Origin of the sequence: Streptomyces sp. Je 1-332, from assembly GCF_040730185.1 — a bacterium.
Classification (GTDB): domain Bacteria; phylum Actinomycetota; class Actinomycetes; order Streptomycetales; family Streptomycetaceae; genus Streptomyces.
In genome coordinates, this window is sequence record NZ_CP160402.1 from 409,778 (window position 1) to 427,412 (window position 17,635).

Consider the following 17,635-nt stretch of genomic DNA (forward strand, 5'->3'; position numbering starts at 1 on the left):
GAGGCACGTGTAATGGAGTGCCTCCACCGTCGCTTCTCGTTGTAGCCTCCGGCCGTGGCAGACGAGGCGTACGAGGATCCGAGGCTGGCAGCGCTCTACGACCCGCTGGAGTCGGACCGCGGCGACTTGGACGTATACGCCGACGTGGCCCAGGAACTGAAGGCACATCAGGTGCTGGACGTGGGGTGTGGCACAGGAACATTCGCGCTGCTCCTCGCCAACAGGGGGCTGCAAGTGACCGGTGTCGAACCGGCCGCCGCCTCCCTCGACATCGCCCGCTCCAAGACCGGCAGCGACCGCGTGCGATGGATTCACGGTGACGCGACCGCGCTCCCGGACATGCAGGTGGACCTGGCCACCATGACCGCCAATGTGGCTCAGGCGATCGCGGTTCCGGAGATGTGGGAGTCCACCCTGCGCGGAGTCCATGCCGCCCTGCGACCGGGCGGCCATCTCGTCTTCGAGACCCGCGACCCCGACCGCAGGGCGTGGCGGGAGTGGAACCGCGCCGCGACCCTGCGCACGGTCGCCGTCGAAGGCGTCGGCGACGTCGAGACCTGGGTGGAAGTCACCGACGTCAGCCTGCCGTTGGTGACCTTCCGCCACACCTACGTCCTCACCGCGACCGGCGAGACCCTCACCTCCCACCCCACCCTCCGCTTCCGCGAGCGCGACGAGGTGACCGCGTCGCTCACCGCCCACGGCTACGTGGTGGAAGAGATCCGCGACGCCCCGGACCGCCCCGGCAAGGAGTTCGTCTTCCTCGCCCGCCGCCACAAGCCCCGCTAGCGCGTCGACGAGAAAGCCGTGCGCACGTTGCGTACATCGATGGCGGTGAGCGCCATGGCCAGCGGCCCCGGCACAAGGAACGCCAGCGGCAGCATCATCCAGGCGCACAGGACGGCCGCCGCGAGGGCGAGCAGGACCAGGGCGCTGCCGCCCACGTCCCGCACCGATGCTCCCGCGGCGCCGCGCACCGCCGCTCGCCAGTCGGTGAGCGACGCGGGGTGGGCACAGGCACGCAGGCCCACGATCACCGCGCACGCCCCGATCGCCGCCGCCGTCACGGCGAAGACCCTGGCGCCCGGCAGCCCCGCCCCCGCGAGCGCCAGGTCCGCCGCGAGCAGCAGCATCCCGGTGAGGGCGGCCAGCCCCGCCGCGAGGTCGCCGGGACGGAACCGGTCGCGTAGAAGCACCAAGTAACGCTTCGCCGTGGCCGGTTGGTCGTCCCCGGTGCCGCGTACCACCGCGCAGGCGGTGGAGAGCGCCGCCGGAGCGGTGATCAAGGGCAGACAGGCGAGCGCTGTGACCACGCCGAGTGCGAGGACGTCCGCGAAGAGAGTCATTCGCGGACCGAAGATCTCGCCCGTCTCGCGGGCCCGCGCACTCATCCCTTCACCCCGGAGCTGGCCATGCCCTCGACCAGGAAACGCTGGAAGGCCAGGAAGAACAGCACGATCGGGAGCAGTGCGATCACCGACATGGCGAACATCGGGCCGAACGCGGACTGGCTGGAGGCGTCCACGAACGACCTCAGCGCGAGCGTCAGCGTGAACTTCTCCGGCGAGAAGAGATAGATCAGCTGCGTGAAGAAGTCGTTCCACGTCCAGATGAACGTGAAGATCGCCGTGGTGATCAGGGCGGGCCTGGTGAGCGGCAGGACGACCAGGAAGAAGCTCCGGAAGGGGCCGCAGCCGTCGATCCTGGCCGCTTCCTCCAACTCGCGCGGCAGGCCCCGCATGAACTGCACGATGAGGAAGACGAAGAAGGCCTCGGTGGCGAGGAACTTCGGCAGGATCAGCGGCCAATAGGTGTTCACCATGCCGAGCTGGTTGAAGATGATGTACTGCGGGATCAGGACGGCGTGGTGCGGCAGCATGATCGTCGCGATCATGAAGGCGAAGAGCGGCCCGCGGAAGCGGAAACGCAGCCTGGCAAAGGCGTAGGCCGCGAGAGAGCAGCTGAGTACGTTGCCGAGGACCGCGCCGCCCGCGATCAGCAGGGAGTTGGAGAGCAGCCGTCCGACGGACACCTCGTCCACGCCGTCCAGGGCGGTCGAGTAGTTCGACCACTCCAGCTTGCTCGGCAGCAGGTTCAGGCTCGCGATCACCTCGTCGGCCGGCTTGAGCGACGTGGCGACGAGCCAGGCCAGCGGGTAGAGCATCACCAGGAGCGCGGCCAGGCATCCGGCGTGCAGCGCGACGCGACGCCAGGGAAAGGTCCTGCGGCCCGTGGCGGTGGCAGTGGTAATGGTCATCGCTCCCCCTCGTTCGCGTAGAAGACCCAGGAGCGCGAGGTGCGGAAGAGCACCGCGGTCACCGCTCCGATGGCGATCAGCAGGACCCAGGCCATGGCGGAGGCGTAGCCCATGTGCGAGGCGACGAAGCCGCGGTCGTAGAGGTAGAGCGTGTAGAAGAGGGTGGAGTCGGCGGGGCCGCCCTTGCCGCCGCTGACCGCGAAGGCGGGCGTGAAGACCTGGAAGGCCTGGATGGTCTGGAGCACCAGGTTGAAGAAGAGCACCGGTGAAAGCATCGGCAGGGTGATCGACACGAACTGCCGCCTGCGGCTTGCCCCGTCGACCGCGGCAGCCTCGTAGAGCTCCGTGGGAATCTGCTGGAGCCCCGCCAGGAAGATCACCATGGGGGCGCCGAACTGCCACACCGTAAGGAGCGCCACCGCCAGCAGCGCCCAGCCTGGCTTGTTGACCCAGCCGCCGGTGTGGATGCCGACGTCCGCGAGGAGGTTGTCGACGGTGCCGCCGTCGTTGAAGACCGCCCGCCACACCAGGGCGATCGACATGGACGCGCCGAGCAGCGAAGGGGCGTAGAAGGCGGACCGGTAGAAGGACTTGCCGCGCTTCATGGACTTCAGGGCGAGGGCGACGGCGAGGGCGAGCGCCAGTTGCAGCGGCACGGCGATCACGACGTACATCAAGGTCGCGCCGACCGAGCGCCAGTAGCGCGGGTCCTCGGTGAACATCTGGACGTAGTTGCGCAGTCCCACCCAGCGCGGGGCGTTGAACAGGTCGTAGTCGGTGAAGGACAGATACAGCGAGACGGCCATCGGAAGGAGCGTCAGGACGGCGGCGCCGAGCACCCAGGGCGAGAGGAACACCCAGGCGGCGCCCTCGCGCCGAAGCCTGCCGGGCTGCTTGGGCGGTGGCGCGGGGCGCTCGGTCCGCGCGGCGTCAGCGGGTAGGTCGGTGGTGGTGGTCATGACCGCAGCTCCGCCTTCGCCTCGGTGAGGTAGTCCTCCGCCGCCTCACGGGGTGACATCTGCTCGAACGACACCTGGTCGTAGTCGCGCCCGAAGGTGGTCTGCAAGGCGTTGTCGCCGCTGGGCGGGGCCTGCGGCGGCGCCTCGAGGCTGCCGTCGACGGAATCCTGGTAGTCGGCGACGATCTTGTCGAAGTCCTTCAGTTCGGGGCCGAGTTCGTCGCGGATCGGCTCGTTGACGGGGATGCCCCGGGAGGCACCGAGGATGGCCGCCGCCTTCTCGTCGTTGATCATGAAGTCGATGAACTCTGCGGATTCCGCCGGGTGTTGGGTGCTGTCCGCCGCACCCATGAACATCGAGGGCTTGAAGTACTGGCCGGGCGTGCCGTCCGCGCCGGACGGCATCGGGGCGAGCGTCAGGCCCTCGCCCACGATGGGCGTGTAGCCGCTGGCGGGCGCGTCCCAGTTGAAGTCGGATATCGCCTTGCCGCGCGCCAACGGCTGGTTCTCCACGGTCCCGTCGAGCTGCGTGGTCTGCTGGGCGGACGACACCACGCCCTCGCGGCGCAGCTTGTCGGTGAAGGTCCACCAGCGGGTCAGGTCGTCGGCGGTGAAGCCGAGCTTGCGGTCCTTCGTGTAGAGGGTCTTGCCCTGACCCCGCAGCCACACCTCGAAGCAGTCCTCACTCTGTCCGGGGTCGACGGAGCCCGGCTTCCCCGTCCGCTTCGCCAACTCCCGCATGGCGTCGGCCCATTCGTCCCAGGTCCAGCCCTTGCGCGGGAGCTTCACCCCGGCCGCCTTCCATTGCTCGGCGTCGTACACGACGGTTTCGGTGCCGCGGCCCTGCGGGATCGCGTACTGGGTGCCGTCGACGACCCCGGTGGCGAGGAGACCGGGGTCGATCTCGTCGGTGCGCAGGGTCTTCTTCTGCTCTCCGAGGTCGAGGAGGATGCCGCCGGACGCGTACTGGTCGATCTGCCGGTAGTCGAGCTGCATCACGTCGGGGGCGTCGCCGCCCGCCGCCTGGGTGGCGAGCTTCTGCTTGTACGCCTCGTAGCCGGCGAACGAGGTCTGCACCGTGATCCCGGGGTGCTCCTTCTCGAACAGCGCGATGGCTTCCTGCGTACGGGCCGCCCGGTCGGGGTTGCCCCACCAGGTGTAGCGCAGAACGGTCCGGCCGCCGCCGCTCGTTTCGTCCGAGCCGCCGCAGCCGGTGAGCAGCGCACTGAGCGTGAGCACCGCGACCGCCCCGCAGGACCACTTTGTCCTGTTTCCGGGCATGCCGATGACACCTCTCCTCTCTCGATTCCTGACGGACGCTTCTGCTGATCGGGGCGGTTACTCGCCGTGGTACGGGAGCGTCGTGCCCGGCAGTTCGTACTCGTCGCGGCGCCCGCACATGCCGTACCCGCCGTGGCGCGAAGGCCGGCTGTCGTACGAGCCCGATCCCGCGAGGTAGTCGGGGGTGCCGGACTCCAGCGCCCGCAACTGCGCGCCGGTGCGCTCGGCGGTGGCGAGGGCGCCCGCCTGCCACAGCTCGCGCCAGGTGGGGACCTTGTCCCGCACGAGCCGGGCCGCGGCCTGCTGGAACTCCAGGTAGGGGCCGTTGTCCCCGGCCCTGAGCGCCTCCCGCAGCGGCAGATACCCCTCGACGGCCAGGTCACGGCGTTTGCGAGCGGCGGCCTCCGCCTCCGGGCCGCTCTTGGCGGGGAGCCGTGCCGCGGCCGCGTACCGCTCGGGGTCGGCGAGCACGTCGGGCGGGAAGGTGAAGACGGCGTCCCCGGCCTCGGGCAGGCCGCTGTTCTGCATCAGGACCGTGATCCGCAGGTCGCCGCCCTGCACCATGCGGTGGACGGTGCCGGGCGTGAACCACGCGACGGAACCCGCTTCGAGGGGGACCTCGCGGTAACCGTCGGGGCTGAGCGTCTGGACGGCCCCGAGGCCGCCGGTGACGACGTACGCCTCCGTGCACACCAGGTGCAGATGCGGGCTACCGCCGCACACGCCGTCGGCGGCCTCCCACTCGTAGGCGCTCAGGTGCGAGAGGCCGACGGCTCCGGGCAGGGGGTGCGGAAGGCTCACCATGACAGGCCCTTCAGGTGGGTGGCGACGCGGTCGCGGTCCCACGCGCCGTCGGCGACCACGACGCGGTAGCGGTAGGCGAAGGACGCGCCGGGCGTCAGTTCGAACTCCTCGAAGAACGCCCAGGAGAAGGCGACGGTCGGGATGGGTTCGGAGCGCACGAACCAGTGCGAGTCGTGGATCCCGTCCACGTTCTCCGGGCTGTGCGCGAAGACGAGCGTCGAGTGCGCGTCGACATCGTCGTGCTCGGCGGTGAAGGCCAGCCACGGCCCCTGGGTGCCCATCAGCCCGGCCGCGTCCTTGTCGCCGTCGGGGCCGAAGGCGGCGCCGCCGGTGAAGTCACGCGGACCGCGCCACTGCAGGCCCGTGTACCCGGCCATCTCGCGGCCGGCGGTGGTCGGCGAGCCGAAGCGCAGGGGTTCGTCGCGGATGTTGGTCAGCCGGATCGACCAGTCGAGGGCCCACGACCCGGCGTCCGCGTCGACCGAGTGGACGGTGATGTCCCGCTCTTCCCTGGCCCATTCCTGGCCGCCGTTCTCGACCCAGGTGAGCTCTTCGGTGAAGTGGAGGCGCTCGTCGTCCACGGCGATGGCGGGGAATCCGTCGTGCCGCATGGAGCCGACACGCTCCGGCAGACGCAGGTAACCCTCGCCGTGGACATAGCAGTTGCCGCCCCAGAAGTTCTGCCCCGACAGATGGCTCGCGGTCATCTGAAGGCCCTTGTGCCAGCGGTGGTCGTTCGGCCGATAGCCCGAGACCTGGTGTCCGGCCAGGGTGCGCAGGGGGTGGATGTAGGGCTTGCGCGCCTCGAAGGCGTCGGGGTCCGGGGCGTAGACGTAGCTGAGCAGCTCGACACCGCCCGACTCGACCGTGATCCGCTCGCCGTGGGTGTGGGTGACCTGAATCGTCATCGCTGAGGGCTCCAGTCGGGGTGGCTGCCGTGCATGGCCGGGTAGTAGGGGTCGCCGGAGACGATCTCGCCCGCGAACACCGGCTGCCCGGTGAACGCCGACTTGTAGAGCGCGGCGGCGAATTCGAGGGTGCGGCGGGCGTCGGCGCCGCTGCCCGGCGGCCGTATGCCCCGCTCGTTGGCGTCGAGGAGAGCGCCGAGCTGGGCGGCGTGCGAGCTGGGCACGTCTGCGGTCGGCGTGCGCCAGGCCTTCGCGCGCCCCGCGTCGACGTGCGGGGCCGGGGTGTAGACCCAGTCGTCGTTGGAGTGGCCGTAGAGATGGGTGAGTTCGAGCGTCGCGTCTGCGCAGTCGAGGCGGATGCGGCTGACCTCGTCCGGGGACAGGACGCTGTTGACGACGGTGGCGAGCGCGCCGCTCTCGAACCGCACCAGGGCGGTCGAGACGTCCTCGCTCTCGGTGTCGTGCACGAGGCGGGCCGCCATGGCGCGCACCTCGGTCCAGTCGCCGAGCAGGTGCAGGAGCAGGTCGAACTGGTGGATGCCGTGCCCCATGGTGGGGCCGCCGCCCTCGCTCTCCCACCGCCCCCGCCACGGCACCGCGTAGTAGGCGCTGTCGCGGTGCCAGGTGGTCTGGCAGTGCGCGACGCGGGGTGTGCCGAGTTCGCCGTTCGCGATCAGCTCGCGGGCGTGGACGGCTCCCGAGCCGTAGCGGTGCTGGAAGACCACCGATGCGTACGCCCCCGATGCCTCCTCGGCGGCGGCGATCTCGTCGTACTCGGCGAGCGAGAGACACAGCGGCTTCTCGCACAGCACCCACGCGCCCGCCTCCAGCGCGGCCACGGTCTGCGCGCGGTGCAGCGAGGGCGGGGTGCCGATCAGGACCAGGTCGGGGCGGACCGCGTCGACCATCGCGTCGAAGTCCGCGTAGCCATCGACGTTCATGTCCGCGGCGGCGGCCTCCGCGCGGAACGCGGCGAGCCGAGCGGGGTCGACGTCGACTGCGGCTCTCAGCTCGATCCGGTCCGCGTGGGCCCGCAGGGCGGGCAGATGACTTCCGGTCACGATGCCGCCTGTGCCGACGACGGCGGCCCGTAGACGGGTGGGGGTGGAGGACATACGGTCTCCTCGAACGAGCTTAGAAAGCGCTTGCACCGATGCCGACCCTAGGCACCGCAGGAATCCCAGAACAAGACCTCGGAGCCGAAAACCGGAACGAAGAATGAAACGACTCAATGATGTGGACGCCGATCGTTGCCGTGCGCTCACCACCTCCCCCCGCGACGCCCACATCCGGACATCCGGACATCCGAAATCCTCAACTCCCCGAACGGATGCACTCATGCCCATCGACGCCCCACGCCGTCGTCGCTGTGCCGTGGTGGGACTCGGCGCCCGCGCCCAGCTCTTCACCGAGGCGCTCGCCGGCCCCTACGCGAACCGGATGGAACTGGCCGGTTTCTGCGATGCCAACGCGCACCGCATGGCTGTCCACAACGACTGGATCGCGACCGCCCACCCGGGCCGCCCCGCCGTGCCCGCTTACGCCCCGGACGACTTCGAGGAGATGCTGCGCCGTGAGCGCGTCGACCTCGTCGTGGTCTGCACCGTCGACCACCTCCACGACCACTACATCGTGCGGGCCCTCGAAGCGGGCTGCGACGTGGTCACGGAGAAGCCGATGACCACGACCGCCGAGCGCGCCCGCCGCATCCTCGAAACGCGGTGCCGCACGGGCCACGACGTCCGCGTCGCCTTCAACTACCGCTACAACCCGGTGCATTCAGCCGTACGGAAGCTTTTGGCGGACGGCGCGATCGGCGAGGTCGGCTCGGTGCACTTCGAGTGGCTGCTCGACCTGCGGCACGGCGCGGACTACTTCCGCCGCTGGCACCGCGACAAGGCGAACTCCGGCGGCCTGATGGTGCACAAGGCCACCCACCACTTCGACCTGGTCAACTGGTGGCTGGGCGCACGGCCCGAGACCGTCTATGCGCAGGGCGGACTCTTCTTCTACGGCGACGAGGCGGGCACCCGGCACGGTCTGGCCCGTGACTACGCCCGCGCGCACGGCTCTCCCGCAGCCGAGAGCGATCCCTTCGCCATCCGTCTGACCGACTCGTCCGCACTCAGTGCCCTCTACCTGGATGCGGAGGCGGAAGACGGCTACCACCGCGACCAGAACGTGTTCGGACCCGGGGTGAGCATCGAGGACGACATGGCGGTCCTGGTGCATTACTCGTCCGGCGCGACCCTCACGTACCACCTGACCGCCTACGCGCCCTGGGAGGGCTGTCGGATCGCCTTCAACGGCAGCGAGGGACGCGTCGAACTCCTCGTGGAGGAATCCACCTGGACGCGCCCCGACGTACGGACCGATGGCGCGAGCCCCGTCCTGCACGGCACGGCGGTCGGGGACGAAGCGGGCCGCATCCAACTCCTGCTGCGCCGCTTCTGGGAGGAGCCGAGGGAGGTGAAGGTGCCCACCGGTGAGGGCGGGCACGGCGGCGGGGACGTGCGCATGTTGGTCGATCTCTTCGGCGAGCGAGCACCCGGTGTGCCGGACTCCCTGGGCCGCGGGGCGGACGCCGAGGACGGGGCCCGCTCCCTGGCCACGGGGCTCGCCGCGAACCAGTCCTTCGTCACGGGGCTTCCGGTCGACGTCCGGAAACTCATGGAGAGCTGAGACGACGTACGGGCCGGTCCGCGAGGACCGGCCCGTACGTCACCGTCAGAGAGCTCAGACCAGGTCGAACCGGTCGAGGTCCATGACCTTGCTCCAGGCCGCGACGAAGTCCTTCACGAACTTCTCCTTCGCGTCGTCGCTCGCGTAGACCTCGGCGAGCGCGCGGAGCTCGGAGTTCGAGCCGAAGACCAGGTCGGCGCGGGTGCCGGTCCACTTGACCGCGCCGCTCGCGTCACGGCCCTCGAACGCGTCCTGCGCCTCGGACGTCGACTTCCAGGTCGTGCCCATGTCGAGCAGGTTGACGAAGAAGTCGTTCGACAGGGTGCCCGGCTTGTCCGTGAACACGCCGTGCTTCGAACCGGCGTGGTTGGCGCCGAGGACGCGCAGACCGCCGACGAGGACCGTCAGCTCGGGCGCGCTCAGGGTCAGCAGGTTCGCCTTGTCGAGCAGCAGGAACTCGGCCGGCAGGCGGTTGCCCTTGCCGACGAAGTTACGGAAGCCGTCGTGGGTCGGCTCCAGCGCGGCGAACGACTCGACGTCCGTCTGCTCCTGCGCGGCGTCGACACGGCCCGGCGTGAACGGCACCTCGACCTGGACACCCGCGTCCTTGGCCGCCTTCTCGACCGCCGCGGAGCCGGCGAGGACGACCAGGTCGGCCAGCGAGACCTTCTTGGCACCGGAGTTGAAGGACGACTGGATGCCCTCGAGCGTACGCAGCACCTGCGCGAGGCTGTCGGGGTTGTTCACCTCCCAGCTGCGCTGCGGCTCCAGGCGGATGCGACCGCCGTTGGCGCCACCGCGCTTGTCGCTGCCGCGGAAGGAGGACGCCGCGGCCCAGGCCGCGGAGACCAGCTGCGCGGTGGTGAGGTCCGAGGCGAGGATCTGCTCCTTGAGCGACGCGATGTCCGAGGCGTCGACCGGCTCGCCATCGGCCGCCGGCAGCGGGTCCTGCCACAGCAGCACCTCGGAGGGCACCTCCGGGCCGAGGTAGCGCACGATCGGGCCCATGTCACGGTGCGTCAGCTTGTACCAGGCGCGGGCGAACGCGTCCGCGAACTGGTCCGGGTTCTCGTAGAAACGCCGCGAGATCTGCTCGTAGACCGGGTCGAAGCGCAGCGCCAGGTCGGTGGTGAGCATCTGCGGGCGGTGCTTCTTCGACGTGTCGAAGGCGTCGGGGATGACCGCCTCGGCGTTCGTCGCCACCCACTGGTTCGCACCCGCCGGGCTCTGGGTGAGCTCGTAGTCGTACTCGAAGAGGTGCTTGAAGAAGTCGTGGCCCCACTGCGTGGGCGTGGTGGTCCAGATGACCTCGAGGCCGCTGGTGGTGGCGTCGGGGCCCACGCCGGTGCCGTGGGTGTTCTTCCAGCCGAAGCCCTGCTGCTCCATGAGCGCGGCCTCGGGGTCGTCGCCGACGGCCTCGCTCGGTCCCGCGCCGTGTGTCTTGCCGAAGGTGTGGCCGCCCGCGATGAGCGCGACGGTCTCCTCGTCGTTCATCGCCATGCGGCGGAACGTCTCACGGATGTCGCGGGCCGCGGCGACCGGGTCCGGGTTGCCGTTGGGGCCCTCGGGGTTGACGTAGATGAGACCCATCTGGACCGCGCCGAGCGGGTTCTCCAGCTCACGGTCGCCGGTGTAGCGCTGGTCGTCGAGCCAGGTGGTCTCGGGGCCCCAGTACACGTCCTCGTCGGGCTCCCAGACGTCGGCGCGGCCACCGGCGAAGCCGAAGGTCTTCAGGCCCATCGTCTCCAGGGCCACGTTGCCGGTGAGGACCATGAGGTCGGCCCAGGAGAGGTTCTGGCCGTACTTCTTCTTCACCGGCCACAGGAGCCTGCGGGCCTTGTCGAGGCTGACGTTGTCCGGCCAGCTGTTGAGCGGGGCGAAGCGCTGCTGTCCGGCGCCCGCGCCGCCGCGGCCGTCGCTGATGCGGTAGGTGCCCGCGCTGTGCCAGGCCATGCGGATCATCAGCGGGCCGTAGTTGCCGAAGTCGGCGGGCCACCAGTCCTGCGAGGTGGTGAGGACCTCGGCGATGTCCCGTTTCACGGCCGGCAGGTCGAGGCTCTTGAACGCCTCGGCGTAGTCGAACTCCTCACCCAGCGGATTGGCCACCGCGGGGTTCTTGGCGAGGATCTTCAGGTTGAGCCGCTCCGGCCACCACTGGCGGTTTCCACCGCCCTGGGTCGGGTGCGGCGCGCGACCGTGCGCGACGGGGCAGCCACCGGCCGCCTCCGGCTCGGGGTCGGTGACGATCGCGTCATGGTTGTCAGTCATGGGAATCCTTCCGGACGGGGCGGATCACGGTGCTCAGAAACTGCGAACGGCGAAACGGTCGGGGGCGCCCGGGGACGGTACGGGCCTCGGCGGCCGGGAAGCCGACGCCGAGGTGATCACCGTCCAGGGGCCGGTGCGCGCGTGAGCGTTCGCTCGCGGGACTGCTTCTCCGCGAACGGGGTACCGGATGCCGGGGCGAACGGACCCGTCTCCTGAAGTCACGTGCTGTTCCCTGCTGTTGCCCTGTCCCTTGGCCGTCGGCCGGAACTGATCCTACGATGGACCAAGTCCAAGTCAATACGACAGACGGGTCCGTACGAATTCAGGCGTAAGACGATGCACAGTTAGGCTGGTAGGCATGAGCGATCTGCTGGGACGACTCCGCGGACGTGGGTGGCGGATGACCGCTCAACGCCGGGTGGTCGCCGAGGTACTCGACGGTGAGCACGTCCACCTGACCGCGGACGAGGTGCTCGCACGCGCCACTGACCGATTGCCGGAGATCTCCCGCGCCACGGTCTACAACACCCTCGGTGAACTGGTCACCCTCGGCGAGGTCATCGAGGTGTCCACCGGCCGCGCGAAGCGGTACGACCCCAACGCCCACCACCCCCACCAGCACTTGGTGTGCTCGGGCTGCGGCGCCATCCGCGACGTGCACCCCGGCGGCGACCCGCTGGCGGCGCTGCCGGACTCCGAGCGGTTCGGCTTCACCGTGTCCGCGGCCGAGGTGACGTACCGGGGAATGTGCCCGGACTGCGCTCGCGGGTAACCGGGGCCCGTGCCAGGTCCGCCCGGACTCTCCCGTCACAGGAGGCAGTTCCATGACCGAACCCCACTCCCCCATCCCCCGGTTCCACCTGGCCATGCCGGTCGACGACCTCGCCGCGGCACGCCTCTTCTACGGTGAGGTACTGGGCTTGGAGGAGGGCCGCAGCGCGGACACCTGGGTGGACTGGAATCTGCACGGCCACCAGTTCGTCACGCATCTCGCGCCGAAGGGCGCCCAGCGCGTGCACAACCCGGTCGACGGCCACGACGTCCCGGTGCCGCACTTCGGCCTGATCCTGCCGGTCCCCGAGTTCCAGAAACTGGCCGAGCGACTGCGCACGGCAGGCATCGAGTTCATCATCGAGCCGTACGTACGCTTCGAGGGCGAGAAGGGCGAGCAGCGGACGATGTTCCTCCTCGACCCCGCCGGCAACGCCCTGGAGTTCAAGGCGTTCGCCGACGACTCCCAGGTGTTCGCCGCCTGATCCGCCCGCGGCGCCACCCGGCCTCTCCGCCGCGGGCCTAGCGGCCGCCCAGCAGGCAGGACGGGTTTCATGGCCTGCTGCTCGGACGACGTGCGGTACGTGAGGATCTCACCGGGCACCGTCACACCACGGATAGCCCCCCCCCACGCTCACCCGGGAGGCGCGGGTGGTGAGCGAGAGCGGCGTCCGGGGTGTGGGCCCCGAGGTCATCCGGTCAGGGCGCCATCTCGTACGTCCCGGCCAGTGCTTCGACTCGTCCCCACACCCGTGCCGAGCGCGCGTCGTCGACGACCGGGCGTCGCACCGCGCCAAGGGCCCAGTTCTGCTGTGCCTCGGTGGCGGAGTCCTTGCCGTGCAGTTCGACGGCGTGCGCGGAGAAGTCGCGTACGAGGACGGCGAACAGCTCGTCGAGCACGTCCTCGTCGAGGTCCGTCAGACGTGCCTGCTCCAGGATCAGCTGGCCGTGCACGACGAGCGCGAACAGCTGGCCGACGGCGAGGAGGAGGTCGAGGTCGCGGCTCTGCTCCTCGTCGGGAGCCGCCGTGGTGACGAACTCGCAGAGGGCGTCGGCCTGTTCGCGCAGGCGCGCGACGTTGGGCACAGCGGCGTACGCGTCGTAGGCGGTGCGCCAGTCGTGGAAGCGGATGGCGCCCAGGCCACGCGCCGGTCCCTGCCGGAAGAGGAAGTCGTCGTCCGCCGCGTCGACGCGGGTCGGCACGGGCTCGTACGCGGCCGGGTTCAGGAGGTGGTTGCCCATGAACTTGAGGATCAGGGCGAGGTTGACGTGGACCGTGCCCTCCAGCTTGGGCAGGCCTCGGATCTCGACAGCCGCCTGCGCGAAGTAGTTGTCCTTCTCGAAGCCCTTGGCCGCGATGACGTCCCACATCAGGTCGATGACCTTCTCGCCCTCCGTGGTCACCTTCATCTTCGTCATGGGGTTGAAGAGGAGGTAGCGGCGGTCGTCGGGACCGGCGGAGCGGAAGTAGTCGACGGCGCGGTCGCTGAACAGCTTCATCCCGACGAGGCGGACGTACGCGTCGGTCAGCTCGCGGCGCACGTGCGGGAAGGCGGTGACGGGGCGGCCGTAGAGGATGCGGTTGTGGGCGTGGGTGACGGCCTCGTACATCGCGTGCTCGCAGATGCCGATCGAGGCGGTGCAGAGGTTGAACTTGCCGACGTTGACGGTGTTGAGCGCGGCGTCGAAGGCGGCGCGGCCGGTGTGCAGCACGTCGTCGGGGCCGACCGGATAGTTCTCCAGGCGGAACTCGCTCACGTACTTGGAGGAGTCGACGACGTTCTTCACCAGGTGGTACGCCTCGTGGCGGCTGTCGGCGGCGAAGAAGACGTAGCCGTCGGGGCCCTCGACGTCGGTGCGGCGGCCGAAGACGGAGACGAGACCTGCGGCGTTGCCGTTGCCGATGTAGTACTTGGAGCCGCTGGCCAGGAACCCGCCGTTGCCGTCGGGCTCGAGGAGCATGTCGGTGGAGTAGATGTCGGCGCCGTGCGTCTTCTCGGACAGTCCGAAGGCGAACACCTCGCCCTGTGCGAGGAGTTCGGCCGCGCGGGCGCGGGCGGTGGCGTTCTCGCTCTGCCAGACCGGGCCGAGGCCGAGGATGGTGACCTGCCACGCGTACCAGTAGTCGAGCCCGTAGAAGCCGAAGATCTCGTTCAGGGCGGCGATCCGGGCGGTGTCCCAGCGCTTGTCCTGCTGCCCCTGTGCGGCGGACGCCGGGGTGAGGAAGGTCGCGAACAGGCCTTCCTTGGCGGAGAACTCGAGGAAGTCCGCCAGCCAGGCGCGGTCGCGGTAGTCCTCGATCAGGCGGCGCTTGCCCCGGGCCTCGAACCACTCGACGGTCGCGCGCAGCAGCCTGCGGGTCTCGGGGTCGAAGTGCTCGGGGTCGTAGGTGCGCGGGTTGAACAGCAGCGGGTCGGCCATGGGTGTTCGCCTTTCCGGCTCGGGAGGTTCGGTGAGGGTGAGGGTGAGGGAGGGCGGAGAGCGTGGGCAGCAGGCCGGTTCAGCCCTGGGGACCGAGCCGGTGGAGTGTGGCGAGCACGTCGTCCAGCCAGGCGAGCGTCATCCGTTCGTACGCGATGCCACCGCGCAGCACGACATGTTGCAGCTCCTGCCCGGGATCGGGCGTGGCGGGCGCTTCGGGTCCGGTGAAGTCACGCAGCTCGCCCGCGAGATAGCGCGCGAGCCGGTCGGCGTGCGCCTGACGGTGCCGCTCGACCTCGTGGATCAGCGCGACCGGGTCGTCGAAGGCCGCGCCGCGGATCTTCACGGCCAGCTCGTGCCGCACGCTCTCGGGTTCGATCGGCTCGTGCAGCCACTGCGACAGCGCGGTCCGCCCGAGGGCGGCGACGGAGTACTCCTTCTTGTCCGGCCGCGCCTGCTGCGGCACCTCGCGGACATCGATCCACCCGTCGCTCTCCATGCGCTTGAGAACGCGATAGATCTGCTGGTGGGTGGCGGTCCAGAAGTAGCCGATGGACCGCTCGAACCGCCGGGCGAGTTCATAGCCTGAGCCCGGCTTCTCCAGCAGCGAGACGAGGATCGCGTGCTCTAGCGCCATGCCCCGATCCTGCTATGCAACTCGTTGCATAAACAAGTGGAGCCACCCTGGTGAGACACGGCTCACCCGGGGTGCTCCGCGGTGAAGCCGGCCGAGTTCTCCCTCACCCACTCCGCGAAGCTCAGCGGCGGACGGCCCAGGACGCGTTCGACGGTGTCAGTGGTGCGGCCGGGCGTCCGGGCGTAGTCGGCCAGCGAGCCGAGCAGCCGTTCAGGAACGTCCGCCGGCAGGCCCTGGGCGAGCATCGCCCGCCGGACGTCCTCGGGTCCGACCTCCTGGAAGGACAGCTCCCGGCCGACGGCGTCGCCGATGATCCGGAGCTTCTCGCGCTGGTCGAGCGACTGGGGCCCGGTGAGCGCGAGGCTCTGCCCTGCGTACTCCCCGCCGGTGAGCGCCCGTACGGCCACCTCGGCGATGTCGCGCGGGTGGATCGGCGAGGTCGCCGCCGCTGGATGGGCGCCGGAGACCGTGCCGTTCGCGCGGATCTGCGCGCCCCAGGCCAGCGAGTTGGCGGTGAAGTCCGCGCACCGCAGGACCGTCCAGGCCGGCCCGGCGCCGCGCACGGTGGCCTCGAACTCCCGGAACTCGTCGATGAATCGGGGGAGGCCTGCGGGTTGCTCCACGGTCAGCGCCGACAGCGCGACGACCTTCTTGGCGCCTCGTTCCGCGACGAGGGCGAGGAGCTCGGACGCGGCGGCGGCCGTGCCGACCGGACGGAGGCCGATCAGTACCCCGTCGACATGCTCGGGCAGGCCCGAAGCCAGCGCCCCGGGCCGGGAGGAGTCGCCGCACACCACGCGCGCGGCGTCCGGCAGCCCCGCGGAGGCCCGGTCGCGACGCGTCACGGCGGCCACCTCCTGACCTGCGTCCAGCAGAAGCCGTACGGCCTCGCGCCCCACGTGCCCGGTAGCTCCGACCACCATGAACATGGCGTTCCCCTTCCCCTCGCCCCAGTTTGTTCGGGTGCCGTAATATACGAGAACCGTAACACTACATTTCGAGGAGCGTAAGTTATGAGTTCCGTAGCATCTGGTTCCGCGGACGGCAGCCACCGTCGCGCGACCGTCGGGGTGAAGCAGGCGCTGCGCGAGGTGGACGCGCAGCTCGCGCTCCTCAACCGGCAGGTCGGCGGCCGACTCGGCCTCAAGGACGTGGACATGGACTGCCTCGACCTCATCAACGCCCATGGCCCGCTGAGCCCCGGCGCACTGGCGCGCCGCGCCGGGCTCCACGCCGCCACCATGACCGGGATCCTCGACCGGCTCGAACGCGCCGGCTGGGTCTCCCGGGAGCGCGATCCGGCGGACCGACGGGCCTTCCTGGTACGGGCGCTGCGCGACCGCAACGCCGAACTGCTCGGGCACTTCGCCGGCATGAGCGCGGCTGTGGAGCGGATCTGCGACGACTACCCGGACACGGAACTCGAACGCTTCACCCAGTTCCTGCACCGCATCGCCGAAGCCGGCCAGACCGCGGCGCGCGATCTCGGGTGACCGGCTGCCACCACCCGGCTCAGCTCACGGCGTTCCGCACGAGCGCCGCGATCATCGCCTCCGCCTCGGAGGTCAGCTCCGTCAGGGCGTACGAGGCGGGCCACATGGCGCCGTCGTCGAGGTTCGCCTTGTCGCTGAAGCCGAACGTCGCGTACCTCGCGCCGAACTTCTGTGCGCTCTGGAAGAAGCAGACGACCTTGCCGTCCTTGGCGTAGGAGGGCATTCCGTACCAGAGCTTCGGCGCGAGCTCCGGGACGTTCTCCTTGATCACGGCATGGATCCGCTCGGCCATGGCGCGGTCCGACTCCTGCATCTCGGCGATCTTCTCCACCACGGCGGCCTCCTCCTGCGCCGCCTTGTCGGCGCGCGATCCGCGACGCGCGGACGCCTTGAGCTCCTGGGCGCGCGCCTTCATCGCGCCTCGTTCCTCATCCGTGAATCCGTCGGACTTCGCGGTCTTCTGCGTGGTCGTCACGGCGACTTCCTTACGTACGTCGGTGGGTGGGTGCGTGGGTGGGTGGGGAGCGGCGTGCCCGGGTGGAGCCGCTGTGGCGGCTCCACCCATCGGGGTCTCAGCCCCACGCACCGGCGATCTGGCGGGTCGTCGCGTTGAGTCGGTTGAACAGGTTGGTGACGCCGATCATGAGGACGATCGCGGCCAGCTGCTTCTCGTCGAAGTGGGTGGCGGCCGCGTCCCACACCTCGTCGTTCACCGCGTCGCCGCGGTCGGCGAGCCGCGTCGCGGCCTCGGCGAGTTCCAGCGCCGCCCGCTCCGGCTCCGAGAAGTACGGAGCCTCGCGCCAGGCGGCGACCACGGCGAGCCGCTCGTCGCTGACGCCCGCCTTGCGGGAGGACTTCACGCCACCGTCGACGCAGGCGCTGCAGCCGTTGATCTGGCTGACGCGCAGGTGCACCAGCTCCAGGGTCTGCCCCTCCACCCCACCGGCGTGCACGGCCTTGATGAGTGACTGGATGGCCGGCATGGCGTCGGACAGGACGACGGCGGGGTTCTGCATACGCGACTGCATCTCGGTGTGCTCCTTCTTCGGGGCCGTTCCCCGTTCCCTCGGGGTGTGAGTCCATATCAGCGGGAACTCCTCGCCACGACCACGGCGTTGGGACACCGTGGGACAGCTGGAACAGCCTTGAGCAGCG

General features: G+C 70.0%; 18 protein-coding genes. 5 read left to right on the top strand and 13 right to left on the bottom strand.

The genetic code is table 11. The features are described 5' to 3' along the window. The first annotated feature begins 54 nt into the window (after positions 1-54). The gene (locus ABXJ52_RS01965; protein WP_367038777.1) at positions 55-789 is read left to right on the top strand and encodes a class I SAM-dependent methyltransferase; all 735 of its coding nucleotides are present in this window, start codon (positions 55-57) and stop codon (positions 787-789) included. On the opposite strand, the gene ABXJ52_RS01970 is transcribed toward ABXJ52_RS01965, so the two are convergent. The 7 genes from ABXJ52_RS01970 to ABXJ52_RS02000 are packed head-to-tail and all read right to left on the bottom strand — an operon-like array spanning position 786 to position 7,323. Beyond that, positions 786-1,346, bottom strand: a complete 561-nt coding sequence (locus tag ABXJ52_RS01970) for a hypothetical protein (RefSeq protein ID WP_367038778.1) — start codon at positions 1,344-1,346, stop codon at positions 786-788. The genes ABXJ52_RS01965 and ABXJ52_RS01970 overlap by 4 nt on opposite strands. A gap of 41 nt (positions 1,347-1,387) precedes the next feature. Further along, entirely contained in the window at positions 1,388-2,257 is an 870-nt protein-coding gene (locus ABXJ52_RS01975; RefSeq protein ID WP_367038779.1) for a carbohydrate ABC transporter permease, read from the bottom strand. Further along, positions 2,254-3,216, bottom strand: a complete 963-nt coding sequence (locus ABXJ52_RS01980; RefSeq protein WP_367038780.1) for a sugar ABC transporter permease — start codon at positions 3,214-3,216, stop codon at positions 2,254-2,256. Before ABXJ52_RS01980 ends, ABXJ52_RS01975 begins: the two co-directional genes overlap by 4 nt. After that, a complete protein-coding gene (locus tag ABXJ52_RS01985) occupies positions 3,213-4,496 on the bottom strand; it encodes an ABC transporter substrate-binding protein (protein ID WP_367038781.1) in 1,284 nt (427 codons plus the stop codon). The genes ABXJ52_RS01980 and ABXJ52_RS01985 overlap by 4 nt, the downstream gene beginning before the upstream one ends. A 57-nt stretch (positions 4,497-4,553) precedes the next feature. Further along, positions 4,554-5,300, bottom strand: a complete 747-nt coding sequence (locus ABXJ52_RS01990) for a cupin (protein WP_367038782.1) — start codon at positions 5,298-5,300, stop codon at positions 4,554-4,556. Next, a complete protein-coding gene (locus ABXJ52_RS01995; protein ID WP_367038783.1) occupies positions 5,294-6,208 on the bottom strand; it encodes a PmoA family protein in 915 nt (304 codons plus the stop codon). Before ABXJ52_RS01995 ends, ABXJ52_RS01990 begins: the two co-directional genes overlap by 7 nt. Then, a complete protein-coding gene (locus tag ABXJ52_RS02000) occupies positions 6,205-7,323 on the bottom strand; it encodes a Gfo/Idh/MocA family oxidoreductase (protein ID WP_367038784.1) in 1,119 nt (372 codons plus the stop codon). Before ABXJ52_RS02000 ends, ABXJ52_RS01995 begins: the two co-directional genes overlap by 4 nt. A gap of 223 nt (positions 7,324-7,546) precedes the next feature. Here ABXJ52_RS02000 and ABXJ52_RS02005 point away from each other — a divergent pair, with 223 nt between their 5' ends. Continuing rightward, positions 7,547-8,890 (top strand): Gfo/Idh/MocA family oxidoreductase, encoded by a 1,344-nt coding sequence (locus ABXJ52_RS02005; protein WP_367038785.1) that lies wholly within the window; start codon positions 7,547-7,549, stop codon positions 8,888-8,890. 54 nt (positions 8,891-8,944) lie between these two features. Here ABXJ52_RS02005 and katG read toward each other — a convergent pair whose 3' ends face one another. After that, positions 8,945-11,158: a catalase/peroxidase HPI gene (gene katG / locus ABXJ52_RS02010; RefSeq protein WP_367038786.1), complete on the bottom strand. Its 2,214-nt coding sequence runs from the start codon at positions 11,156-11,158 to the stop codon at positions 8,945-8,947. A gap of 358 nt (positions 11,159-11,516) precedes the next feature. On the opposite strand from katG, the gene ABXJ52_RS02015 reads away from it, so the two are divergent. Together ABXJ52_RS02015 and ABXJ52_RS02020 are read left to right on the top strand one after the other, a co-directional pair. After that, complete coding sequence (locus tag ABXJ52_RS02015; protein WP_367038787.1) at positions 11,517-11,930, top strand: Fur family transcriptional regulator; 414 nt, start codon at positions 11,517-11,519, stop codon at positions 11,928-11,930. A 52-nt stretch (positions 11,931-11,982) separates the two neighbouring features. Continuing rightward, positions 11,983-12,414 carry a VOC family protein gene (locus ABXJ52_RS02020; RefSeq protein ID WP_367038788.1) on the top strand — a complete coding sequence of 144 codons (432 nt, stop codon included), beginning with the start codon at positions 11,983-11,985 and terminating at the stop codon, positions 12,412-12,414. A 214-nt stretch (positions 12,415-12,628) separates the two neighbouring features. Here ABXJ52_RS02020 and ABXJ52_RS02025 read toward each other — a convergent pair whose 3' ends face one another. The 3 genes from ABXJ52_RS02025 to ABXJ52_RS02035 all read right to left on the bottom strand — a co-directional run bounded on the left by ABXJ52_RS02025 (position 12,629) and on the right by ABXJ52_RS02035 (position 15,916). Then, positions 12,629-14,350, bottom strand: a complete 1,722-nt coding sequence (locus ABXJ52_RS02025) for an acyl-CoA dehydrogenase family protein (protein WP_367038789.1) — start codon at positions 14,348-14,350, stop codon at positions 12,629-12,631. Positions 14,351-14,429: 79 nt separating this feature from the next. Then, complete coding sequence (locus ABXJ52_RS02030) at positions 14,430-14,987, bottom strand: PadR family transcriptional regulator (protein WP_367038790.1); 558 nt, start codon at positions 14,985-14,987, stop codon at positions 14,430-14,432. A 62-nt stretch (positions 14,988-15,049) separates the two neighbouring features. Next, entirely contained in the window at positions 15,050-15,916 is an 867-nt protein-coding gene (locus tag ABXJ52_RS02035; protein ID WP_367038791.1) for an NAD(P)H-binding protein, read from the bottom strand. An 84-nt stretch (positions 15,917-16,000) separates the two neighbouring features. Between ABXJ52_RS02035 and ABXJ52_RS02040 the strand changes: the two genes are divergently transcribed. Continuing rightward, entirely contained in the window at positions 16,001-16,480 is a 480-nt protein-coding gene (locus ABXJ52_RS02040; protein WP_367038792.1) for a MarR family transcriptional regulator, read from the top strand. Positions 16,481-16,499: 19 nt separating this feature from the next. Here the strand turns inward: ABXJ52_RS02040 and ABXJ52_RS02045 are convergent, their stop codons facing one another. Both ABXJ52_RS02045 and ABXJ52_RS02050 read right to left on the bottom strand, forming a co-directional pair. Beyond that, complete coding sequence (locus ABXJ52_RS02045) at positions 16,500-16,895, bottom strand: DUF1801 domain-containing protein (RefSeq protein WP_367048762.1); 396 nt, start codon at positions 16,893-16,895, stop codon at positions 16,500-16,502. Between the two features lie 157 nt (positions 16,896-17,052). Next, a complete protein-coding gene (locus ABXJ52_RS02050; protein WP_367038793.1) occupies positions 17,053-17,508 on the bottom strand; it encodes a carboxymuconolactone decarboxylase family protein in 456 nt (151 codons plus the stop codon). Between the last annotated feature and the right edge of the window lie 127 nt (positions 17,509-17,635).